This window comes from Acinetobacter dispersus, from assembly GCF_009884975.1.
Classification (GTDB): Bacteria; Pseudomonadota; Gammaproteobacteria; order Pseudomonadales; family Moraxellaceae; genus Acinetobacter; species Acinetobacter dispersus.
In genome coordinates, this window is sequence record NZ_CP041970.1 from 44,427 (window position 1) to 63,527 (window position 19,101).

At 40.8% G+C, this 19,101-nt stretch carries 14 protein-coding genes; 8 read left to right on the plus strand and 6 right to left on the minus strand.

From position 1 onward, the window contains the following. Window positions 1–90: 90 nt before the first annotated feature. From FPL17_RS00105 to FPL17_RS00115, 3 genes are all read left to right on the plus strand, one after another. Window positions 91–1,731 (plus strand): vWA domain-containing protein, encoded by a 1,641-nt coding sequence (locus FPL17_RS00105; RefSeq protein WP_159882373.1) that lies wholly within the window; start codon window positions 91–93, stop codon window positions 1,729–1,731. An 88-nt stretch (window positions 1,732–1,819) separates the two neighbouring features. Next, window positions 1,820–2,740, plus strand: a complete 921-nt coding sequence (locus FPL17_RS00110) for a pyridoxal-phosphate dependent enzyme (RefSeq protein ID WP_228277582.1) — start codon at window positions 1,820–1,822, stop codon at window positions 2,738–2,740. 171 nt (window positions 2,741–2,911) lie between these two features. Then, a complete protein-coding gene (locus tag FPL17_RS00115; protein ID WP_159882377.1) occupies window positions 2,912–3,226 on the plus strand; it encodes a DUF5713 family protein in 315 nt (104 codons plus the stop codon). 35 nt (window positions 3,227–3,261) lie between these two features. Here the strand turns inward: FPL17_RS00115 and FPL17_RS00120 are convergent, their stop codons facing one another. Together FPL17_RS00120 and FPL17_RS00125 are read right to left on the minus strand one after the other, a co-directional pair. After that, window positions 3,262–4,863 carry a CocE/NonD family hydrolase gene (locus FPL17_RS00120; RefSeq protein ID WP_159882379.1) on the minus strand — a complete coding sequence of 534 codons (1,602 nt, stop codon included), beginning with the start codon at window positions 4,861–4,863 and terminating at the stop codon, window positions 3,262–3,264. Between the two features lie 123 nt (window positions 4,864–4,986). Further along, entirely contained in the window at window positions 4,987–5,937 is a 951-nt protein-coding gene (locus tag FPL17_RS00125) for a DMT family transporter (protein WP_159882381.1), read from the minus strand. A gap of 373 nt (window positions 5,938–6,310) precedes the next feature. Between FPL17_RS00125 and pnuC the strand changes: the two genes are divergently transcribed. Then, window positions 6,311–6,916 (plus strand): nicotinamide riboside transporter PnuC, encoded by a 606-nt coding sequence (pnuC, locus tag FPL17_RS00130; RefSeq protein ID WP_159882383.1) that lies wholly within the window; start codon window positions 6,311–6,313, stop codon window positions 6,914–6,916. A 42-nt stretch (window positions 6,917–6,958) separates the two neighbouring features. Here pnuC and FPL17_RS00135 read toward each other — a convergent pair whose 3' ends face one another. Then, complete coding sequence (locus tag FPL17_RS00135) at window positions 6,959–8,101, minus strand: glycerophosphodiester phosphodiesterase (protein ID WP_159882385.1); 1,143 nt, start codon at window positions 8,099–8,101, stop codon at window positions 6,959–6,961. A 175-nt stretch (window positions 8,102–8,276) separates the two neighbouring features. After that, window positions 8,277–9,890: a phosphoethanolamine transferase gene (locus FPL17_RS00140; RefSeq protein ID WP_159882387.1), complete on the minus strand. Its 1,614-nt coding sequence runs from the start codon at window positions 9,888–9,890 to the stop codon at window positions 8,277–8,279. 328 nt (window positions 9,891–10,218) lie between these two features. On the opposite strand from FPL17_RS00140, the gene FPL17_RS00145 reads away from it, so the two are divergent. The 3 genes from FPL17_RS00145 (at window position 10,219) to FPL17_RS00155 (ending at window position 15,624) form a co-directional block, all read left to right on the plus strand. Further along, the gene (locus FPL17_RS00145; protein ID WP_159882389.1) at window positions 10,219–13,323 is read left to right on the plus strand and encodes an efflux RND transporter permease subunit; all 3,105 of its coding nucleotides are present in this window, start codon (window positions 10,219–10,221) and stop codon (window positions 13,321–13,323) included. Window positions 13,324–13,614: 291 nt separating this feature from the next. Next, window positions 13,615–14,952 carry a magnesium transporter gene (gene mgtE / locus FPL17_RS00150; protein WP_159882391.1) on the plus strand — a complete coding sequence of 446 codons (1,338 nt, stop codon included), beginning with the start codon at window positions 13,615–13,617 and terminating at the stop codon, window positions 14,950–14,952. 78 nt (window positions 14,953–15,030) lie between these two features. Continuing rightward, window positions 15,031–15,624, plus strand: coding sequence for a DUF4112 domain-containing protein (locus FPL17_RS00155; RefSeq protein WP_159882393.1), 594 nt, complete (start codon window positions 15,031–15,033; stop codon window positions 15,622–15,624). Window positions 15,625–15,681: 57 nt separating this feature from the next. On the opposite strand, the gene htpX is transcribed toward FPL17_RS00155, so the two are convergent. After that, window positions 15,682–16,587: a protease HtpX gene (gene htpX / locus FPL17_RS00160; protein ID WP_005184378.1), complete on the minus strand. Its 906-nt coding sequence runs from the start codon at window positions 16,585–16,587 to the stop codon at window positions 15,682–15,684. Between the two features lie 224 nt (window positions 16,588–16,811). After that, window positions 16,812–17,672 carry a lytic transglycosylase domain-containing protein gene (locus tag FPL17_RS00165; protein ID WP_216070853.1) on the minus strand — a complete coding sequence of 287 codons (861 nt, stop codon included), beginning with the start codon at window positions 17,670–17,672 and terminating at the stop codon, window positions 16,812–16,814. Between the two features lie 498 nt (window positions 17,673–18,170). On the opposite strand from FPL17_RS00165, the gene ttcA reads away from it, so the two are divergent. After that, window positions 18,171–19,076 carry a tRNA 2-thiocytidine(32) synthetase TtcA gene (gene ttcA / locus FPL17_RS00170; RefSeq protein ID WP_004801563.1) on the plus strand — a complete coding sequence of 302 codons (906 nt, stop codon included), beginning with the start codon at window positions 18,171–18,173 and terminating at the stop codon, window positions 19,074–19,076. Window positions 19,077–19,101 lie beyond the last annotated feature (25 nt).

Here is a 19,101-nt window from a genome sequence, read left to right on the forward strand (position 1 = left end):
TCAAATACGATGTATCTTTCTTTTTTTGCATACAATTCTCTGTATATCAACTTTATTTGAAAAAACGAATTAGAATTGGGAAATTGAACAATGCATCAATCAACAAAAATATTAACATTAACTGTGCTGAGTTATATGGTGATGGCGTGTAGTACACCTGTCAAACACTACGATCAGGTTGCAGTTGAAACTGCGATGCCCGTGTCGCCAGCACCAATGACCATGTCAAATCAGGGATTGGCACAAACTCGCAAGATGATCGCACCTGCATCTTATATTGCAGTGATGCCGAGTATGGAAAGACCGCGTTTAGAACAGAATACTGAAAAATACCAAAAAAATGAGGTCAATCCAGTTCATCGTGTGGCTGATCAAGCTGTTTCAACTTTTAGTATTGATGTGGATACGGGAAGCTATACAAACACTCGTCGTTTCCTGAATGATGGTCGTTTACCTCCTGTCGATGCAGTCCGTGCCGAGGAGATGGTTAATTATTTTGATTATCAGTATCCACAACCAAATAGTATTCACCCTTTTTCAGTCAGTACTGAAACAGTAGATTCTCCTTGGAAAGAAAATGCCAAACTGATCAAAATCGGGATTCAGGCCAAAGATTTAAGCACTAAACAATTGCCGCCTGCTAATCTGGTATTTTTGGTTGATGTCTCGGGCAGTATGGATGCAGCAGACAAATTACCTTTGGTTAAACAAACTTTGCGTTTACTCACGGAGCAACTTCGCCCACAGGATAAAGTCACCATCATTACTTATGCCAGTGGTGAAAAATTGGTGTTAGAACCGACTGCTGGCGACCAAAAAGATAAGATATTGGCTGTGATTAATGCATTACAGGCAAGTGGGGCAACTGCAGGGGAACAAGCCATTCAACTGGCTTATAAGCAAGCTGAAAAAGCCTTTGTGAAAAATGGCATTAACCGTATTTTACTGGCGACGGACGGTGACTTTAATGTCGGTATTACTGATTTTAGTACCTTAAAAGGCATGGTGGCTGAGAAACGCAAAAGAGGTATTTCTTTAACGACATTAGGTTTTGGTACAGGAAACTACAATGAGCAGTTGATGGAACAACTGGCGGATGCAGGCGATGGCAATTACAGCTATATCGACAATAAAAATGAAGCGAAAAAAGTGGTACAACGTCAGCTTTCTTCAACGCTTGCAACCGTTGCTCAGGATGTCAAAATTCAGGTCGAATTTAATCCAGCGACAGTGAAAGAATATCGTTTAGTCGGTTATGAAAATCGGATGTTAAAACAGGAAGATTTCAATAACGATAAAGTTGATGCAGGAGATATTGGGGCAGGTCATAATGTCACGGCAATTTATGAAATCGTTCCAGTCGGTCAGCAGGGCTGGCTTAATGATTCACGCTATCAGGCATCGGCAAAAACAGAACCAGCGAAAAAGTCTGAATATGCCTTTGTAAACTTGCGCTATAAATTGCCAAGTCAACAAAAAAGCATTCTTTTAAACCAAGCTGTAAGAGCTGAAAGTAAGCCCCTTGCACAAGCCAATAACGATACCCGTTTTGCGATAGCAGTTGCTTCTTATGCCCAGCAGTTAAAAGGCGGGCAGTACAATGGCGCAATGGGATGGGATCAAATTATCCAATTGGCACAACAATCAGCAAAACCAGATCCTTATCAAATGCGTGAGGAGTTCGTAGAGCTGGCGAAGATTGCCAAAAGCTTGAGTGCTAAAAAAGATTAAACATTGTTTTTGAGAAATGGTCGGAAAGCATAATGTTACCGACCATTAGATCAGACTGATTTCAATAATAGAAGAAATGATAATTAAGATGAAAACACCACTAATTCGATCAAGTCAGTTAAGTGAACTAAATAATTGCAATGTTTGGTTGAAAATGGAATCTGCTCAGCCTACAGGCTCATTTAAGCAGCGTAGTATTGGTAATGCCTGTTTAAAATATGCTGAAAAAGGCGCAAAGAAATTTGTGAGCTCTTCTGGTGGTAATGCTGGGATCTCTGTTGCGTATATGGGCAAGCTGTTAGGCATTGCAGTGACGGTCGTTGTCCCGAAAACAACGTCACAAAAAGCAATTGATTTAATGCGGCAGGAAGCTGCTGACGTGATTGTACATGGTGATTCTTGGATTGAAGCCAATCAACTCGCGCTCTCTTTTGTCAGTGAGAAAGCTATTTATATTCACCCTTTTGATGGTCAATATCTGTGGGATGGCGTCGCTTGTATTATTGATGAAGTGATTGCTGAGGGAGTACGACCTTCAGCAGTAGTTTTATCTGTTGGTGGGGGGAGTTTACTTTCTGGTATTACTCAAGGTTTGCTAACGCATCAGCTGGACATTCCTATTTATGCAATCGAAACAGAAGGCACAGCATCTTTAAATACCTCAATGCAACTTGGGCAGCATATTAGCTTAGACCGTGTCACAGGTATTGCAACCACACTTGCAGCAAAACGGGTCTGTGAGCAGGCATTTAAGATCACTCAACAGCAAAATATTCAGGGAATAACGGTTACTGATTCAGATACAGTAAGTGCATGTTTAAAATTCTTAAATGATCACCGAACCTTGGTTGAACCTGCCTGCGGGGCAACTTTATCCATTTTATATGATCAAAAAGTTAACTTTAGTCCATCTGATGATGTATTGGTGATTGTTTGTGGTGGCGCATCGATCACTTATGAGCAGCTTTCCAAATATGCTCAGCAATTTGCTGAACCAGTCAGGATTTAGATCTATTGGTTATGCATCATAACCTTTCTCATAACTCATATTTAAAAGAGTGTAGAGGGACTAACTCATTTCTAAAAAGCGGTTGGAAAAACCGCTTTTTTTATATCTTAATATCGTGATTTGGGTTGGATTATGTTATAAGCATGGCGTTTTATTGGCATATTATTTTTTATGTTTGAAGATTTGCTCCTCCCCATGTTTGACGATGAATATTATCCCGATATTCTCGTTGCTGAAGTGAAACAACATATCCATCGATTTTCGAAAAAGGTGAGTCGTACCGATTTATCTGAAACGGAAATTTATCGTTATGCGAATCAGACCTTGATTGAAATCAACGAAATGAAACCACAATTTGAAGATCTGGACTCCAGTTTAGATGACACGGCCGCAGATTATATTGCCGAAGCCATGATGATGGTGGTGCAAAATGTCGGTTACTTCGACATTGAAATGGAAGAATTGATTGCCAATCGAGAGTGGTAAACTTCACTCTCATTGGCTTTTTATAATAAGAATAACTATTTCGCAGGGGTTTCATCCCAAAGTTTAGGCAAAACAATTTGCCCTGAAATCCATGCTTCAATTTTCGCTTGTTTTATTCGCTGATAATATTGGCTTTCACTCTTGATCAGCAGACCCAAAGTATCACCCACTTTGAGCTGTCCATAAACACTGGGTAGTTCGATAGTTTGTGCTTCTCCAGTTTGATCATTTAAGCCCAATCGAATCTGGTCATAGCTTATTTTTTTGGTTGGGTTAAATGGGGCAGTTTGATCATTCAAAATTGCATATTTCCCTGTCGCCTTTGATTTCACTGCAACTGAGATAAATAAGGTCGCATTTGTATATTCAGGTGCAGTTTGCATGCTGAGGGTGAGTAGAGGTGCGCCTGTCATTGAGATCGATTGTTGCGCTGTATGAATGGGGACAAATACCGCTTGAGCTTTAGTCGGAGCAATCCAAGTTTTATTTAAGATATATGTTGTTACTGGCTTAAGATCAGTAAGCTGATTCACCGGGCTCTGATCTACGCATAATTCAGGTAAAGATTCGCTTAGTGTTTGGTCTTTTAACTTTTGATTAAACCAAGCCAAAATGGTTTTTTGTAAATTATAGTGCTGTTGATTACCACAGCGAACAGATTTACCAATATACCAAAACGGCGTACTTCCCAATGGAGAATGTTGAGTAAAGGGTTGTAAATGACCACCCTGCACGCCAATCAAATGCACCTCGCGTTGAGCTTGTTGGATGCATTGAGCAGCTTTGACACCCTCATTAAAAGGGAATAACACATCCCTGAATCCTTGAATAATTAAGGTATCTGCCTGTGGAGCTTGGTTGTTGCTACAAAACCAGCTGGCTTGATGTGTTTTAAGAAAATCGTAGGTAGAGTGCTTTAGTTGTCCATGTTGTGTATCCAGATAAGCTTGTTTGAGTTCAGGATCAAACTTATTCCAGTTCCACCAGTCGCCAATCAGATTGAGGAAACCAATCCAGTTACTTTTAGGGATGCCATTCGGTGCGAGACTATGCACAATGTCATACCATGTGGTAATCGGTACAATCGCCTGTAAGCGTGGATCTAATGCTGAAGCCAGATATTGCACCCCGCCTGCATAAGATTCACCAATCATACCCGTACGCACACCATGCTGATTTTTTGCCAGTTGCGGCAAGTTTTTTTCAGCCCAGTTCATGATGGTGATGACATCCTGAGCTTCCTTTTCAGGATCTGTTAGCCTAATTTTCCCCTGACTGTCGCCATGTCCGCGTTGATCGTAGCTGATTACCCAATAGCCATTCTGCCAAGCTGTTTTTGCAACTTGTCCTGTTGGCAACAGAAATCCATACAAGCTGAGATCAGGCCGTTTCATTCGAGAAAGACCAAAGCCATGCGTATGTAAAAGTAATGGAGCAGTTTGACTGGATGTTAAATGAGGTTGATAAACCGTAAAGGCGAGAACAGTTCCATCCTGAGCTGTTGTTTTCGCTTGATAATAGCGTTGTTTTAGTTCAGTTGTCTTAGCTGTGATTGATATTGGTTGTGTTGTGGCGTGTACACAACCTTGCAAAACAAACATCAGACTGAAGCAGAGCCATAAGACGTAAGAACGCATAGATTATTTCATCCTTGAACAAATCTTTGAGAAGTCACGCGGTGCGTTGCTACAGTTTACTTGAGCTGATTGCTAGATACTATCACTGATAGGTCATGTTGTTTGACCTATCAGTTTTTATTGTTATAACAGACGTGGTTTTTTGCGGTAGGCATATAAAAATAGGCCTAAACATAGGAACATTAAGCCAAAAATCAGTTGTGAACTTAGAGGTTCATGGTTGAGCCATACTCCCCAAAATGTAGCCAGTACCGGAGTTAGAATAGTAATCAGCATTACCGTTGTTGGGTTCAATTTCTGAATCAGGTGAAAATAAAAAATCATGGCCAGTACAGATGAGAATAATGCGCTATAGAGCAGTGCCAAACTGGTTTGTAGGCTGGGTAATTGATTAGGCATTTCAGATAAGAAAAAAGGCAGCAAGCACAGATAACCTATCCATGAAACCATAGTTGAGCCTGTGGTTTGAATGATTGGATGAATTTCTGCGCCTACTTTTGCAACGATAAACATTGAAATTACGTAAAGTAAAACAGCAATGATTTCATAACCCACACCAAGCAAATCGAGTTGGATATGTTCAGCGCCTATACCGAGTGTGAGGGATAAACCAAAAATAGCCAGTCCGAGTCCATACCATTGGCGTTTTAAAAAGTGTTCTCGCTTTAGGAGAAATACTGCAATCAGACCAGACCATAACGGCGCAGTGCCATAAATAATGGAAATCATGCCAGATGAAACACGGGTCGCTCCCATATAACAAAAGGTCATTGAACCAAATAAGCCAATCGCACCTGCTGCATAGCTGATGAAGGCTGTATAAGTGAAGTCGAGTTTGAGCCGAAAATAAAACAAGCACATACAAGCTAAAGGAATGGCCAAACTGAACCGAAAAAATAATCCCCACGCCCAATGAATTTCATGCACCGTCAAGACGGCGGCCAATGGAGTCAATGACCAAATCAGCACGACTGCAATGAACTGACCGACTGTAGCAAGGCGAGGGTGATGAGAGGCTACAGTCGGTTGGATCTGTGTGTTGGGTATAAAATTCTTTTCTGGAAACTGTGTCATGGCAATGCTCCTGTTATAACAACGGTAGAGGTTTAAAATCTATAAATTTAGGCAATAAAAAAGGTCGCTGTTGAGGCGACCTTTGTTTTCATATGATGTTTTTTTTAATTTATCATCGGATGAAGTTGTTTAAAGTCTCCTCGCATAAAGATGCAGACACGTCGCCATGCAGCATTGACAGAAATGCAATGCGAAATGGCAATCAGACGTGTAGAAGGAGCTTTTGGGATCAACATATCAAAAATTCTAAATGGGATTGGATTTTTATAGCATAAGGCCTGAGTGAAAAATAGTCGTTTTCTCGAATAAAGATAAAAATATAAGCCAGCTAAATAAATAATTTGGCATTGCTTAAATTGCAGATTTTTCCATAATGTTGCCATCAAATCTTAAAAGAAGTTTGCTCTTGTCTGCTTTAGAAATCGTTGCAGTGATTATTAGTCTTATTGGTGTGACCTTAACCATCCGACGCAATATGTGGTGTTGGTGGTTTAATTTTCTTGCTTGTGGATTATATGCCTATTTTTTCTTTACCATAAAATTGTATGGTGAAACGATTTTGCAATTTTTCTTTATCCTGATGAATGTTTATGGATTTTATTATTGGCTGAAAGGTAAACGCCAAGACCACGATATTAGGATTGAGCTGATTGCCAAGACAACGGTAGTGGCACAGATGGGTTTGGCTATAGTTTTTGGTTTGATCTTTGGCATGATTCTTAAACACTTTACCGATGCTGCTGTACCTATGCTGGACTCACAGTTGGTGGCATTTAGTCTACTTGCAACTTATTGGACCAGCCGTAAGTATATTGCGACATGGATCCTCTGGATTTTTGTCAATATTATCTACGTGGGGATGTTCAGTTATAAAGAGGTTTTCCTTACAGCTGGCTTATATGCTGCTTTTGTGGGACTGGCTGCATATGGTTGGTGGCAATGGGAACAGGTCAAGCAGAAACAAATGGCACATTCATAAACAAGGGCAGCTGAGCTGCCCTTGTTTTTTACGGCTCAATGATTATTTAGTTGTGGCTTGATAGCTTTGTACGGCTTGACGGCCTAAAGCAGGATCATCGGTAAACAGACCATCAATTCCAGCTTTGAGATAGAGCTGCATTTCTTTGAGCGATCCTGTAGGGCAACGTTCAGCTGCTTTAGCTGGATCAGTGCTACATTTTAAGGTGGGCGGCAGGAAGTTATTCTCAGGGCGGAAGGTATAAGGATGAACCTTTAAATTGACTTTATGTGAGTCTGCAATGAAAGAGGTTGTCTGTGTCAATGCTGCATCTTTGAAAACATAAGCCTTTGATGGGCCGACGCCGTTGGCATAAGCAGCAACATCTTTAAGGCCCTGTGCAGTCGCTAGATCAGCATAGGTTTTAGGATTGTTTTGATCGACATAGTCCGCTGGTCTTGCACCTGGAGCATCATAGAGCTGAATTAATTGTGCGTGTTTAACACTCTTATGTAAATCCAGTTGGTTTTTCAAATATTTTAAATTGCCAACTTCGAAAGATTGTAGATAAATTGGTGCAATATCGCGAGTGTATTGATATTTAGACAGGGTTTTAAGTAGCGTGTCTTCCATCGCCAAATTTTGTTTTTGGAAATAGGTCGGATGTTTAGTTTCAATATACAAGCCAATAATCTTGCCCGTTTTTTTATAATGCGCATCAGCAAGTTCAATGATCTGCTCTAAAGTCGGGACAGGATAGAGATCATTGTATTTTTGATTGTCTGGTCGGAATTGCGGAATACGTTCACGTGCTTTCAGTTGTTGTAATTCCTTTAAAGTAAAGTCTTCAGTAAACCAGCCTTCTAAAGTCATACCATCAATAACCTTAGTTTTTTTACGATCCGCAAATTGAGGTAGGGTAGAAACATTGGTGGTACCACCAATTTCATTTTCATGACGAGCAACTAAGACACCATCTTTAGTTGAAACAAGATCAGGTTCAATAAAATCAGCACCATCATCAATGGCTTTTTGATAAGACGCAAGCGTATGTTCTGGTCGAAGTGCACTGGCACCGCGATGTCCAATCACTAAAATTTTTGGCAGTTGATATTCAGGTTGCGTGGTATTACTTTGATTATTATTGTCATCATTACAGCCTGCAAGACTGATCAGGCAGAGACAAAGCGCAGCTTTTTTAAACATGAACAAACTCATCAGTTTTTATCTAAGCGGCTAGTTTGAAAGCTAAAGTTATCAAATCAATGACAGTTGTATGATGCTTTTATGAAAATATGAAGAATTCTAAAGTTGCGCTCAGATAAGCAAAAACTCCAGTTTAGATGAAGGAACTAAACTGGAGTTTTTTTGTTGGTCCTGATTAAGACTTATGCTTCCAATATGGCCAATTGATTTCTGGTGTGAATTGATAATTTTCATCTTGCCAATAGGATTGTTTTGGCGATGATTTATCTTTAAGCCCCATGATATGCATGAGATTGTTATCGAGTTCCGCGGTATTTAAGGTCTTGTCTTTGTTTACCCCAGTCGCCAACATTGTATCAGACCACATAACTACAGGAACTTGATAGCCAGCTTTAGTATTAGGACTATGACCTGCATAATCGATTTCATGTCCAACTTCATTGCCATGATCAGATACAACGGTGAATGATCTAAAGTCTGGTACTGCATCTGCTCTCAAATCATCTAGAAATTTAGCCAGTAAAGAGTCTTCGTATAAAACCGCATTGTCATAATCATTACGCAATGAGCGAATCCATGGGTCAATATCTCGACTTTTAAGTTCGAGTTCGACCTGATCATTACTGGTGCTGGTAAATTTATTGAATGTATCTGGGTAACGTTCTTTATAATTTGGATGCGCACCAATTAGATGAAGAATGATTAACTTTTTCGGATCTGGATCTGCAAGTGCTTGCTGATAATCAGGAATTAAGCTTTCATCCAAAGAGGTACTACTACGCCCAGAACGGGTATTTTTATACACGGCTTTATCGGCATAGGAACCAAACAGAGAGGACAAATAGGTATCATCTTGGTTACTGAGCCAATAAATCTTATAACCAGCAGCGCGTGCGTAAGCGAGCACACTTTCGGATGAATACTTATCATGTTCTGCGGCTGGACTTTCGGTCAATAAAACACGCAGTGCATTGATAGTAGACGGTGCAGGAGAAAAGGCGTTACAGAAGACTTTAATCTCAGCGAGTCGCTTTGTCATTTCAGGTGTGGTATCTCGCGGATAATCACATACGCCTAAGTTTAGACTGGTGAGACTTTCTGAAAGGACCAAGACATGGGTTTGTTTTCCTTTGGCTTGGTCAGTCAGCACTAAATTATTTTTTGCACTGAGATCCCACTGATGATGCACATCTTTATGCTGCTTAATTCTATTTTTAAAATCTTGAATTTTAGTTTGGAACTCAGACCAAAAGATAACAGGATGTACCTTCCGAGAAGGTTTCATTAAATAGCTGGTAGCGGCTAATAATATCAGTAGAATAATGCAACCACGATAAACACGACTCTGCCAAAGTTGACTGAAATGAATCGGTTTAACCAGTTTGAATACCGCAAAACTATAGAGCGTGAGTGCGCTGAGTAGACCAAATACCACCGCTGCAATGGTAACGAGGTGAAGCTGGATAAATCCCCAGGTCTCTTGTTGATTGGTATTGGCAATTGCTTCAATAATAAAATAGGCTTCATTATCACTATTGAATAAAAACCATGTACTGGAACGAAGTAGGGCATCAAGCCATGCGATGAACCACCAAGCAATTGTGAGAACATACCAATAGATTTTTTGTCGCGTGATTGCGAGATAGATAAAAAAAACGCCCGGTAAAGATAAAAAGCCAAGCCTTAAACCATCAGACAAATTACCTGCACTAATCAGCAAACCTCCAGTAATGAATGCTGGAAGCAGGATAAGCAATAGGATATTAAAGTTTTTTAAGCTGGCCTTCATATACGACTAATAAAATGGGGGAGAGTTACCGAGCGTGCTAATATCGGTTTAAGTGGGGAGTGTGTCAATTCTAAATTAAGAAGTATTTGATTGCACAGTAAATTAAATTAATTACACAGCTAAACTGTTGAGTTGTTAACAAGGGCTAGCTCCTCTGGTTATTGATGCAGCGCAAAATCCATTATTTCTCCTCAATTCTCGCTTTTTGAAATGATATGTTAATAGGGATGGTGTTTGCTTTAAAGCTCGGTAATGATCGTAGATTGAAAGTGCTAAAATTCTCTATCTTTTTGAAAAATTGACTGTTTCAACAATGGAATGAACAGCCATGTTATCTAAGTTTTTTATTCATCGTCCCATTTTTGCTGGTGTACTGGCAATCATTGTCATGGCTGTTGGTCTCTTCTCCATTTTGAATTTACCAGTAGAGCGTTATCCCGATATTGCACCACCGCGAATTACGGTTGCGGCAAATTATAGTGGTGCAGATGCTCAAGCGGTTGAAGATAGCGTTACCCAAGTTTTAGAACAACAAATTAAAGGCATTGACCACCTGTTGTATTTCAGCTCAAGTAGTGATGCCAGCGGGAATAGCCGAATTAGTTTGTTCTTTGACCAAGGGACGGATCCTGATCAAGCACAAGTGCAGGTACAAAATGCCGTAAATGGTGCAATCAATCGTCTCCCAGAAGACGTACAGCGCCAAGGTGTCAATGTCCGTAAGTCTTTGAGCGATTCCTTTATGGTCATCGGGCTTGGGGATAAGTCAGGACGTTCAAGCAATCTCGATATTTCAGACTATCTAACTAATAATTTTGAATTGAACCTGAGCCGAATTGAAGGTGTCGGTGAGGTCAGTGTGTTTGGATCACAATATGCCATGCGTATATGGCTGGATCCACAGCGCTTGGAACGTTATCAATTACAAGTCAGTGATGTACGTTCCGCGATTGAAAATCAAAACACCCAAGTTGCTGCAGGTGCAATTGGTGACTTACCCGCAGCAGAAAATCAGTATTTGAATGCAAAGGTCACCTCTGGCTCACTGCTGCGTACGCCTGAACAGTTTGAAAATATTATTGTCAAAGCCAACAGTGATGGCAGCTTTGTCTATTTAAAAGATGTGGCAAGAGTTGAGGTTGGTGCGGAAAACTATCAGGTATTTAACCGTTTGAATGGTTATCCAGCTTCTGGGCTTTCACTGTCATTAACTGTCGGCGCCAATGTCATGCAGGTGGCCGATGCTGTTTATAAAGAAGTCGCTCGTTTAGAAAAAACCTTACCTGATGGTTATTTTGTGGTTTATCCACGCGATGATACGCCGTTTGTAAAAGAGTCGATGTCGCAAGTGGTTTCGACCCTGATCGAAGCGATTGGACTGGTTGTGCTGGTGATGTTTATCTTCCTGCAAAACTGGCGTGCGACACTCATTCCAGCAGTTACAGTCCCTGTGGTGATTCTCGGCACCTTTGCTGTTTTAGCGGTTCTCGGGATGAGCATTAATACACTGACCTTATTTGCGATGGTATTGGCGATTGGACTGTTGGTTGATGATGCGATTGTCGTGGTTGAGAACGTTGAACGACTGATGCATGAGCAGCAACTCAATGCCAAGCAAGCGTCAATCCAATCCATGCAGGAGATCAGTGGGGCTTTGGTCGGGATTACTTTGGTCCTGACAGCAGTTTTTATTCCCATGTCTTTCTTTAGTGGTGCAACAGGGATTATTTATCGACAGTTCTCGATTACCTTGGTTGTGGCAATGGGGCTTTCGTTGTTAGTGGCTTTGATTCTGACACCAGCCTTATGTGCAATTTTATTGAAACCTCAACAGAAGCAGGCACGTTGGGCAGTCTGGTTTAATCAATGTTTGGATGCAATTAAAACACGTTATCTCAATGTTTCCAAAAAAGTGATTGCAGTAAAAGCGGTGTCCTTGATTGGTATTGTCGTACTGATTGCGAGTTTTATCTGGGTGTATCGTGATTTGCCGACTAGTTTCTTACCGCAAGAAGATCAAGGGATTTTGGGTGTTCAATTTCGGTTACCAGAAGGTACGCCGATGAGTAAGACCGAAGAAGTCGGCAAGCAGATCTCTGATTACTTCCTTGAGCATGAAAAAGCCAATTTGAATGGTGTGATGGTGATTCATGGGCGTAATTTTTCAGGGACAGGACAGAATTTGGGTCAAGCCTTTGTATCGTTAAAACATTGGGATGATCGTAAAGGCACAGAAAACAGTGCACAAGAAATTCGTGCACGTGCAATGAAGTATTTTTCAAAAAATAATCAGGCACGCATTATGGTGTTGATGCCTTCGGTGATTCGTGGCTTAGGTAACTCCGATAAAATGGAGTTTTGGCTGCAAGATACCCAAGGCTTGGGCAGACAAAGCTTGGTGAATTCTTTCCAGCAGTTGCAACAGCAAGGTAATGCACTTGATTCTGTCGAAAATGTCGATAAGAAGAGTAATGATGATCAGGCGGTATTAAATATCAAGATTGATCATAAGGCCGCCATGATCCATGGGCTGAATGTCAGTGAAATTAATCGCACCTTATCGACTGCGTGGAGCGGAAGTTATATCAATGACTTTATCGACCGTGGCCGAATTAAGCGAGTGTATTTACAAGGCGATGCACCGTATCGTTCCAAACCTGAAGATTTAAACTATTGGTATGTCAAAAATGCCAATGGTCAAATGGTGCCATTTTCACAGTTTAGTCAGATTACTTGGCAAGGTGCTCCACCGATGCTTGAGCGTTTTATGGGCTATCCTTCCATGAGTATGGAAGCGGATGCGTCAAAAGGCTTTAGTAGTGGACAAGGTATGCAAGCAATTGCTGGTTTGGTTGATCAAATGCCAAACGTGGGTCTTGCGTGGAGTGGTTTGTCTTATCAGGAACAGCAATCTAGTAATCAGGCGATTTGGTTATATCTGATTTCTGTCGCCTTTATTTTCCTGTGTCTTGCTGCACTTTATGAAAGCTGGTCAATTCCAACAGTGGTGATGGCCGCCATTCCACTCGGCATTGGGGGAACCATTTTATTCAGTTATTGGTTTGGTTTCGCCAATGATATTTATTTCCAGATTGCACTATTAACGACAATTGGCTTGTCCTGTAAGAATGCGATTTTGATGGTCGAGTTCGCTGCGAGTTTGCAGCAACAAGGTCGTAGCGCATTAGAAGCAGCTTTGGAAGCAGCTGGACTTCGTCTGAGACCGATTCTGATGACTTCAATTGCATTTGGTGCAGGCGTGATTCCGTTGATGTTCTCAAGTGGTGCAGGGGCCTTAAGTCGGCAGGCGATTGGTTATAGTGTGTTTGGTGGTGTCGTTTTCGGCACGATTCTGGTTCTGATCTTTATTCCATTTATGTATGTATTGGTAAGAAGCACCTTTAAACCCAAAACAAAAGTTGAAGCTGCTTAAGGTCAGTTAAAATGACGAGCAGAAATGAACAATTCATTAAACAGAATAGGACTCGAATTGTTCATTTTTGTTGTCTAAGTTGAGAATATAAAAAAATATTTGTAGTATTGCCGTGCCGTATAAGCGGCCTAATGAGGTTTGATTCCCTAAATGGACACGCAGAGTTGTAGTTTATTTCAAATTACACATTTTTATATTAATCAAAATCTGAATGAAGTTTTCTATTCGATCGTAAAATAATACGCCGCGTTTAGTCCTTCATTGCAGATACTTTGTAGTGAAGAGGCGATTATGAGCTACAACAACTTTTTATATTTATTAAGCGACGCACTTAAAAATAATCATATTGAACTAGCACTTGCATCAGTTGAAACATTTCAAGCGGTCGATATTGCCGATGTTTTGACACAGCTTTCGGCTGAACAAAGCCAATTGCTGCTCACGCATTTACCTGATCGTGCCTATGTCTTTTCATATCTTCCACCCAATGAACAAGTCAAACTCGCCCAAGCGATGCCCAGAAATGTTCTGGCAGAGATTATCGGGGAAATGTCATCGGATAAACGCGCTGACGTCTTTAAGTGTTTAGATGAAGAACAACAAAATGCCTTATTACCAGCCCTAGCACAGGCAGAGAGAGAAGATATCCGTCAACTGTCATCCTATTTAGAGGGAACCGCAGGTGCGATCATGAGCTCGGAATATGCGACTTTAAAACCGAATATGACGGTCAATGATGCGATTAAAATGCTGCGTCTCGAAGCTCCTGATACCGAAATGATTTATTTCGCTTATGTATTGGATGAAGCACGCAAAATTCTCGGGGTTTTATCTTTAAAGCAACTGATACTTGCGCCTGAAGAGCAAAATATTAATGAGCTCATGGAAACCAATGTCTTAACCGCTTATGTGGATACCGACCAAGATGAAGTGGCAAAAACCATTGCACGTTATGATTTATTAGCGCTGCCGATTATCGATCATCAAAACATGATGGTCGGGATCGTGACCTATGATGATGCGATGGACGTGGCCAGCGAAGAAGCAACAGAAGACTTCTTAAAAGTCGGTGCGGTCAATGCATCATCTAAACTGAGTATTAAGTCGGCACCCATTTTGCAGCTTTATCAGAAGCGTGTTTTTTGGCTGGTTTTCTTGGTGTTTGGTAGCTTGTTGTCAGGGATTGGTATTGCCCACTATGAAGATGTAATTGCGAAAAATCTGGTATTGGTTTTCTTTTTGCCATTATTGGTGGGAAGTGGCGGCAATGCAGGTTCTCAGTCTTCAACATTGATGGTCCGTGCTTTAGCAACGGGTGATGTGCAATTTAAAGACTGGTTTTATTTACTCGGACGTGAAAGTTTAGTTGCACTGTGCTTAGGTGGCACTATGGCGGTTGCTGTGTCATTACTGGGTTATTTCCGTGGTGATGAAATGGTGGCTTTGGTACTGGCGCTGAGCATGATGGGCATTGTATTGATGGGCTGTTTGATCGGAATGAGTTTACCGTTTATTTTAAACAAAGCTGGACTTGATCCTGCCAGTGCTTCCGCGCCGTTGGTCACTTCGATTTGTGATGCGACAGGTGTATTGGTGTATTTATTCATCGCCTCGATGATTTTATTCTAATTGGTAATAATAATCGTACCGACAAAACGGAAAATCTGCTTTATTCTCAAGCATAAACATGGTTTTTAGGTTGCGTGAATGACGGCTCCAACACAACAAAAAAAATTAACTCAGCAGCAAGCGATTGCTGTCGAACGTGATTTAGCAAAATTTGCCAACACCATGGACAGTTTGGTTCGAATTCCTTTCACCAAACAAGGTGTCGGAGCCGATGCTGCACTGAGTACCATTCCTTTTGCAGGTGATATCGCAGGCTTTATTTTAACCCTGTATGCATTTAAAAAGGCGAGGGAGGTCGGTGTACCACAGCATAAACTGAAGGGTGTAGTCAAACTGGCAATTATGGATATGTTGGTCGGTTTTGTACCGATTGTCGGCACCTTATTTGATGTATTTATTCGTCCGAGTCGCAAGACGCTTGAAATTGTACATGAGCATATCCGTGAGGAATATCAAGTGCATAGTGATATTCATGTGGTTCATCCATTCTTACATGAATCACTTGAGCAGAAGCAAAAAAGCTCGGCATTTTGGCGTAATCCGATCGTGAGCTGGATTTGGTTACGTATCCCAGATTTATTGGGAATTGCAGTCCTTATCTTATTGGTTGTCGCGGTTTGGGCAGGTTTCAGTTATCTGTGGCAGTTCTATCAATCTTTCCAAGCACATTAGATTTTAAGCAAAAATAAAGCCTCCGTGATGGAGGCTTTATCGTTTATCTGATACTGATTATTGAACATTTAATTGCTGTAATGCAGCAACACGTTGTTCAATGGTTGGGTGAGTTTGGAATAAAGCAGCTAAGCTAAAGCCTTGTTCCTTACCTTCCGCAATCGCAAATGCTTTCATTTCTTTCGGCATTTGATCTGGCATTTCTGATTCTGCTTGTAGACGAAGTAAAGCAGAGATCATCGCTTGTTTACCTGCTAAACGTGCGCCGGCTTCGTCTGCGCGATATTCACGTTGACGAGAGAACCACATCACGATGGCAGAGGCCATAATACCGAATACGATATCGAGTACGATCGTAATGGCAAAATAAGCAAGGCCTGGTGCTTCACCTTCTTCACGACCAAATACATTACGGTCGATGAAATCACCAGCAATACGTGCAAAGAACATGACAAAGGCGTTAACCACACCTTGAATCAGTGCAAGGGTAACCATGTCACCATTTGCAACGTGACCGATTTCGTGCGCGAGTACTGCACGAAGTTCATCTTTGTTCATACGCTCTAATAGCCCTGTTGAAACAGCTACTAATGCGTCATTTTTATTCCAACCTGTCGCAAATGCATTGGATTGGTAAGAAGGGAAAATACCCACTTCAGGCATGTTAATACCTGCACGTTGAGATAATTGCGCCACTTCTTGTAATAACCAAGCTTCTGCTTGACTACGGGGTGCATTTGGGTCAATTAATTCAGTCCCAGTGGTTTTTTTAGCCATCCACTTCGACATGAACAGGGAAATAATAGAACCCACCATACCAAAGACAAAACAGACGACTAAAAGGTTGCCTAGATTCAAGCCCCCTGCGCCATGGTAACTACCGACACCGAAGAGTGACAAGATAATGCCAGCTACAACCAGTACCGCGAGGTTGGTTAGCAAGAACAAACCAATCCGCATCATTGAGAAAACCCTCTTATAGAGAAAAAGTGATCTGATTTATAAATTATAAATTATAAATCATAACGCTAATATGCAGGGCGAATTGTAAAAATTCAAGCAAAAAATAGGCATAGATACATTTAGCCTATAAAACGATGAACTGGCTGATAAACAGTGACTTAAAACAATTTTTGTATGAAAACAATCAGCTAAAATCACGCTGTGAGAATAGCATTCTTAAATTGTTAATCACTTAGACGGATTCGAGCAGATGCTGTGGCATTTGTGGTGGTATAGGTACCTGATGGTGCATCGGTAAAGGTGCCGTCTGCAAGGGTAATGATCTGACGATTATATTGTTTCGGGGCTGGTACAACTTCTACAGCTTCGGTTGATGGCGTGGTGTAATTGGTCGATTGTGCAATCACCTGTGCATTTGAGCTCGATGATGAACCGATGCTTGATGCATATAGGTTTTGATAACGGCTAGTGACACGACGGACATAATCTTGGGTTTCACGAAACGGGGGAATGCCTCCATATTTATCGACATTACCTTCACCTGCGTTATATGCCGCGATTGCAAGTCGGGTATCACCATTAAATCGCTTAAGTAACCAACTTAAATATTTTGCACCAGCAAAAATATTTTGTTGTGGGTCGTAGGCATTATTCACATTAAAGCGGCGTGCAGTTGCTGGCATCAGTTGCATTAAACCTTGCGCTCCTACTGGAGAGCGGGCATTGATATTAAAGCCTGATTCAGTGTGCATGACCGCTTTAATTAATCCCTCAGAGACGCCATGTTGCTGTGCCGCTTGGCGAATCAAAGAGTCAAATGCATTTTTATTACGGCTATAGCTTGGAAGCACTGAAGCCTCGCTCGCACCCCAGTTACTATAACTATGGATATTACTGTCTGGATAATAGGTCGCTTTCACCACTTTTAGATGGCTATATTCTGCTTTTTTCTTATTGGTCAGCAGTGTTGTACCATTGTTGTCTTTAAATTGATAAATCGTCTGCCCAGCATAGCTTGGAGCTACGCCATTAAAAAAACCGATTGTCCCCAAGCAAAGGGTAAAAAAATATGTTGTTTTGTTCATCATTATAATATTCACGAAAGGATGAGCATAAGTTCTTCACAGCAGTGTAACAAAAAAAAGTAAAAAAAGAACTTTTGCTACAATTTTTTTATTTTCGACTGTTAGACAAAAATCAAGTCATTTTGTTCGAATGTTCAGCAAAAAAAATTAAAATATTTTTTTTAAAAACTAAGTCTTGACTTATCTAAGTCGTTGATTTTGTTTTTATAAAATCATTGGTTAAAAAGTGATCAATCTAATCGGAAGCCTTATTTTAAGATAAAAAGAGTTTGTCAATAGCGAAGAAATCCACAAATTTATCCACAGCTTTTGTGGACAACTGTGGAAAAGTTTGAAATATAAGCAATCCAGCCGAATCTAAATTTTTTTGATCAGAATTTTACCAGTATGAAACTCAAATATGACGATTGGAAGAAATTGAAAAATTCTTTAGATGCGCATTTTTTCTGAATGAGATAAAATCTTGCGGGTATTTTTGTTTATGAGTAAATCACGTCTATGTACGCGCCAGTGGAATCCAACCAAGGATTTAATTTCAAGCCAGAACTTCCGACAAGTTCAGCGTATTATCGCTTGTTGAAAAAGCTTCGTCGTCAGGTTGGGCATGCAATTCGTGATTACAATATGATCGAAGATGGTGATAAGGTCATGGTTTGTGTGTCTGGTGGTAAAGACAGCTATACCTTATTGGATATCTTGTTGCAGTTTAAACGGATTGCACCCATCAATTTTGATGTTGTGGCTGTGAATCTGGATCAAAAGCAACCTGGCTTCCCCGAAGATATCTTGCCGCGCTATATGGAAGAGAACAATATTCCATATTACATCCTTGAAAAAGATACTTACACCATTACCAAGCGTTTAACACCTGAAGGCAAAACCTACTGCGCAGTATGCTCTCGTTTACGCCGTGGTTCGCTGTATGGCTTCGCTCAAGAAATTGGTGCAACTAAGGTTGCATTAGGTCATCACCGTGATGACATCATGGCAACATTCTTCTTGAACTTGTTCCATGGTGGTAGTTTGAAGGCGATGCCGCCAAAATTACTTTCATCGGATAAAAAGAATATTCTGATTCGTCCTTTGGCGTATGTCGAAGAGAAAGACATTATCAAATATGCGGATTTACGCCAGTTCCCGATTATTCCGTGTAACTTGTGTGGCTCACAAGAAAACTTACAACGTGCCATTATTAATGACATGTTGCGTGAATGGGATAAGCAACATCCAAAACGTTTACACAGTATTTTTGGTGCCTTACAGAATGTGTCTCCGTCACAATTGGCGGACCGTGAGCTATTCGATTTTGAAGCGTTGGATGCTCAACGTGAGTTTGATATGAAAGACCCAGAAGAGCTGAAAAATCGCTTAGATGTGGTCAATCTCAGTTTTGCTGCTGAGTAAAGTGTAAAAGTTTTTGAAAAGGTAC

What these genes read in the sequence shown, in the direction of transcription:
- FPL17_RS00165 (WP_216070853.1), bottom strand. Translation starts at nt 17,672, where the DNA reads ATGAACAAAACAACATATTTTTTTACCCTTTGCTTGGGGACAATCGGT.
- htpX (WP_005184378.1), bottom strand. Translation starts at nt 16,587, where the DNA reads ATGATGCGGATTGGTTTGTTCTTGCTAACCAACCTCGCGGTACTGGTT.
- FPL17_RS00145 (WP_159882389.1), top strand. Translation starts at nt 10,219, where the DNA reads ATGTTATCTAAGTTTTTTATTCATCGTCCCATTTTTGCTGGTGTACTG.
- FPL17_RS00110 (WP_228277582.1), top strand. Translation starts at nt 1,820, where the DNA reads ATGAAAACACCACTAATTCGATCAAGTCAGTTAAGTGAACTAAATAAT.
- FPL17_RS00140 (WP_159882387.1), bottom strand. Translation starts at nt 9,890, where the DNA reads ATGAAGGCCAGCTTAAAAAACTTTAATATCCTATTGCTTATCCTGCTT.
- FPL17_RS00115 (WP_159882377.1), top strand. Translation starts at nt 2,912, where the DNA reads ATGTTTGAAGATTTGCTCCTCCCCATGTTTGACGATGAATATTATCCC.
- mgtE (WP_159882391.1), top strand. Translation starts at nt 13,615, where the DNA reads ATGAGCTACAACAACTTTTTATATTTATTAAGCGACGCACTTAAAAAT.
- pnuC (WP_159882383.1), top strand. Translation starts at nt 6,311, where the DNA reads ATGTTGCCATCAAATCTTAAAAGAAGTTTGCTCTTGTCTGCTTTAGAA.
- FPL17_RS00155 (WP_159882393.1), top strand. Translation starts at nt 15,031, where the DNA reads ATGACGGCTCCAACACAACAAAAAAAATTAACTCAGCAGCAAGCGATT.
- FPL17_RS00120 (WP_159882379.1), bottom strand. Translation starts at nt 4,863, where the DNA reads ATGCGTTCTTACGTCTTATGGCTCTGCTTCAGTCTGATGTTTGTTTTG.
- FPL17_RS00135 (WP_159882385.1), bottom strand. Translation starts at nt 8,101, where the DNA reads ATGTTTAAAAAAGCTGCGCTTTGTCTCTGCCTGATCAGTCTTGCAGGC.
- ttcA (WP_004801563.1), top strand. Translation starts at nt 18,171, where the DNA reads ATGTACGCGCCAGTGGAATCCAACCAAGGATTTAATTTCAAGCCAGAA.
- FPL17_RS00105 (WP_159882373.1), top strand. Translation starts at nt 91, where the DNA reads ATGCATCAATCAACAAAAATATTAACATTAACTGTGCTGAGTTATATG.
- FPL17_RS00125 (WP_159882381.1), bottom strand. Translation starts at nt 5,937, where the DNA reads ATGACACAGTTTCCAGAAAAGAATTTTATACCCAACACACAGATCCAA.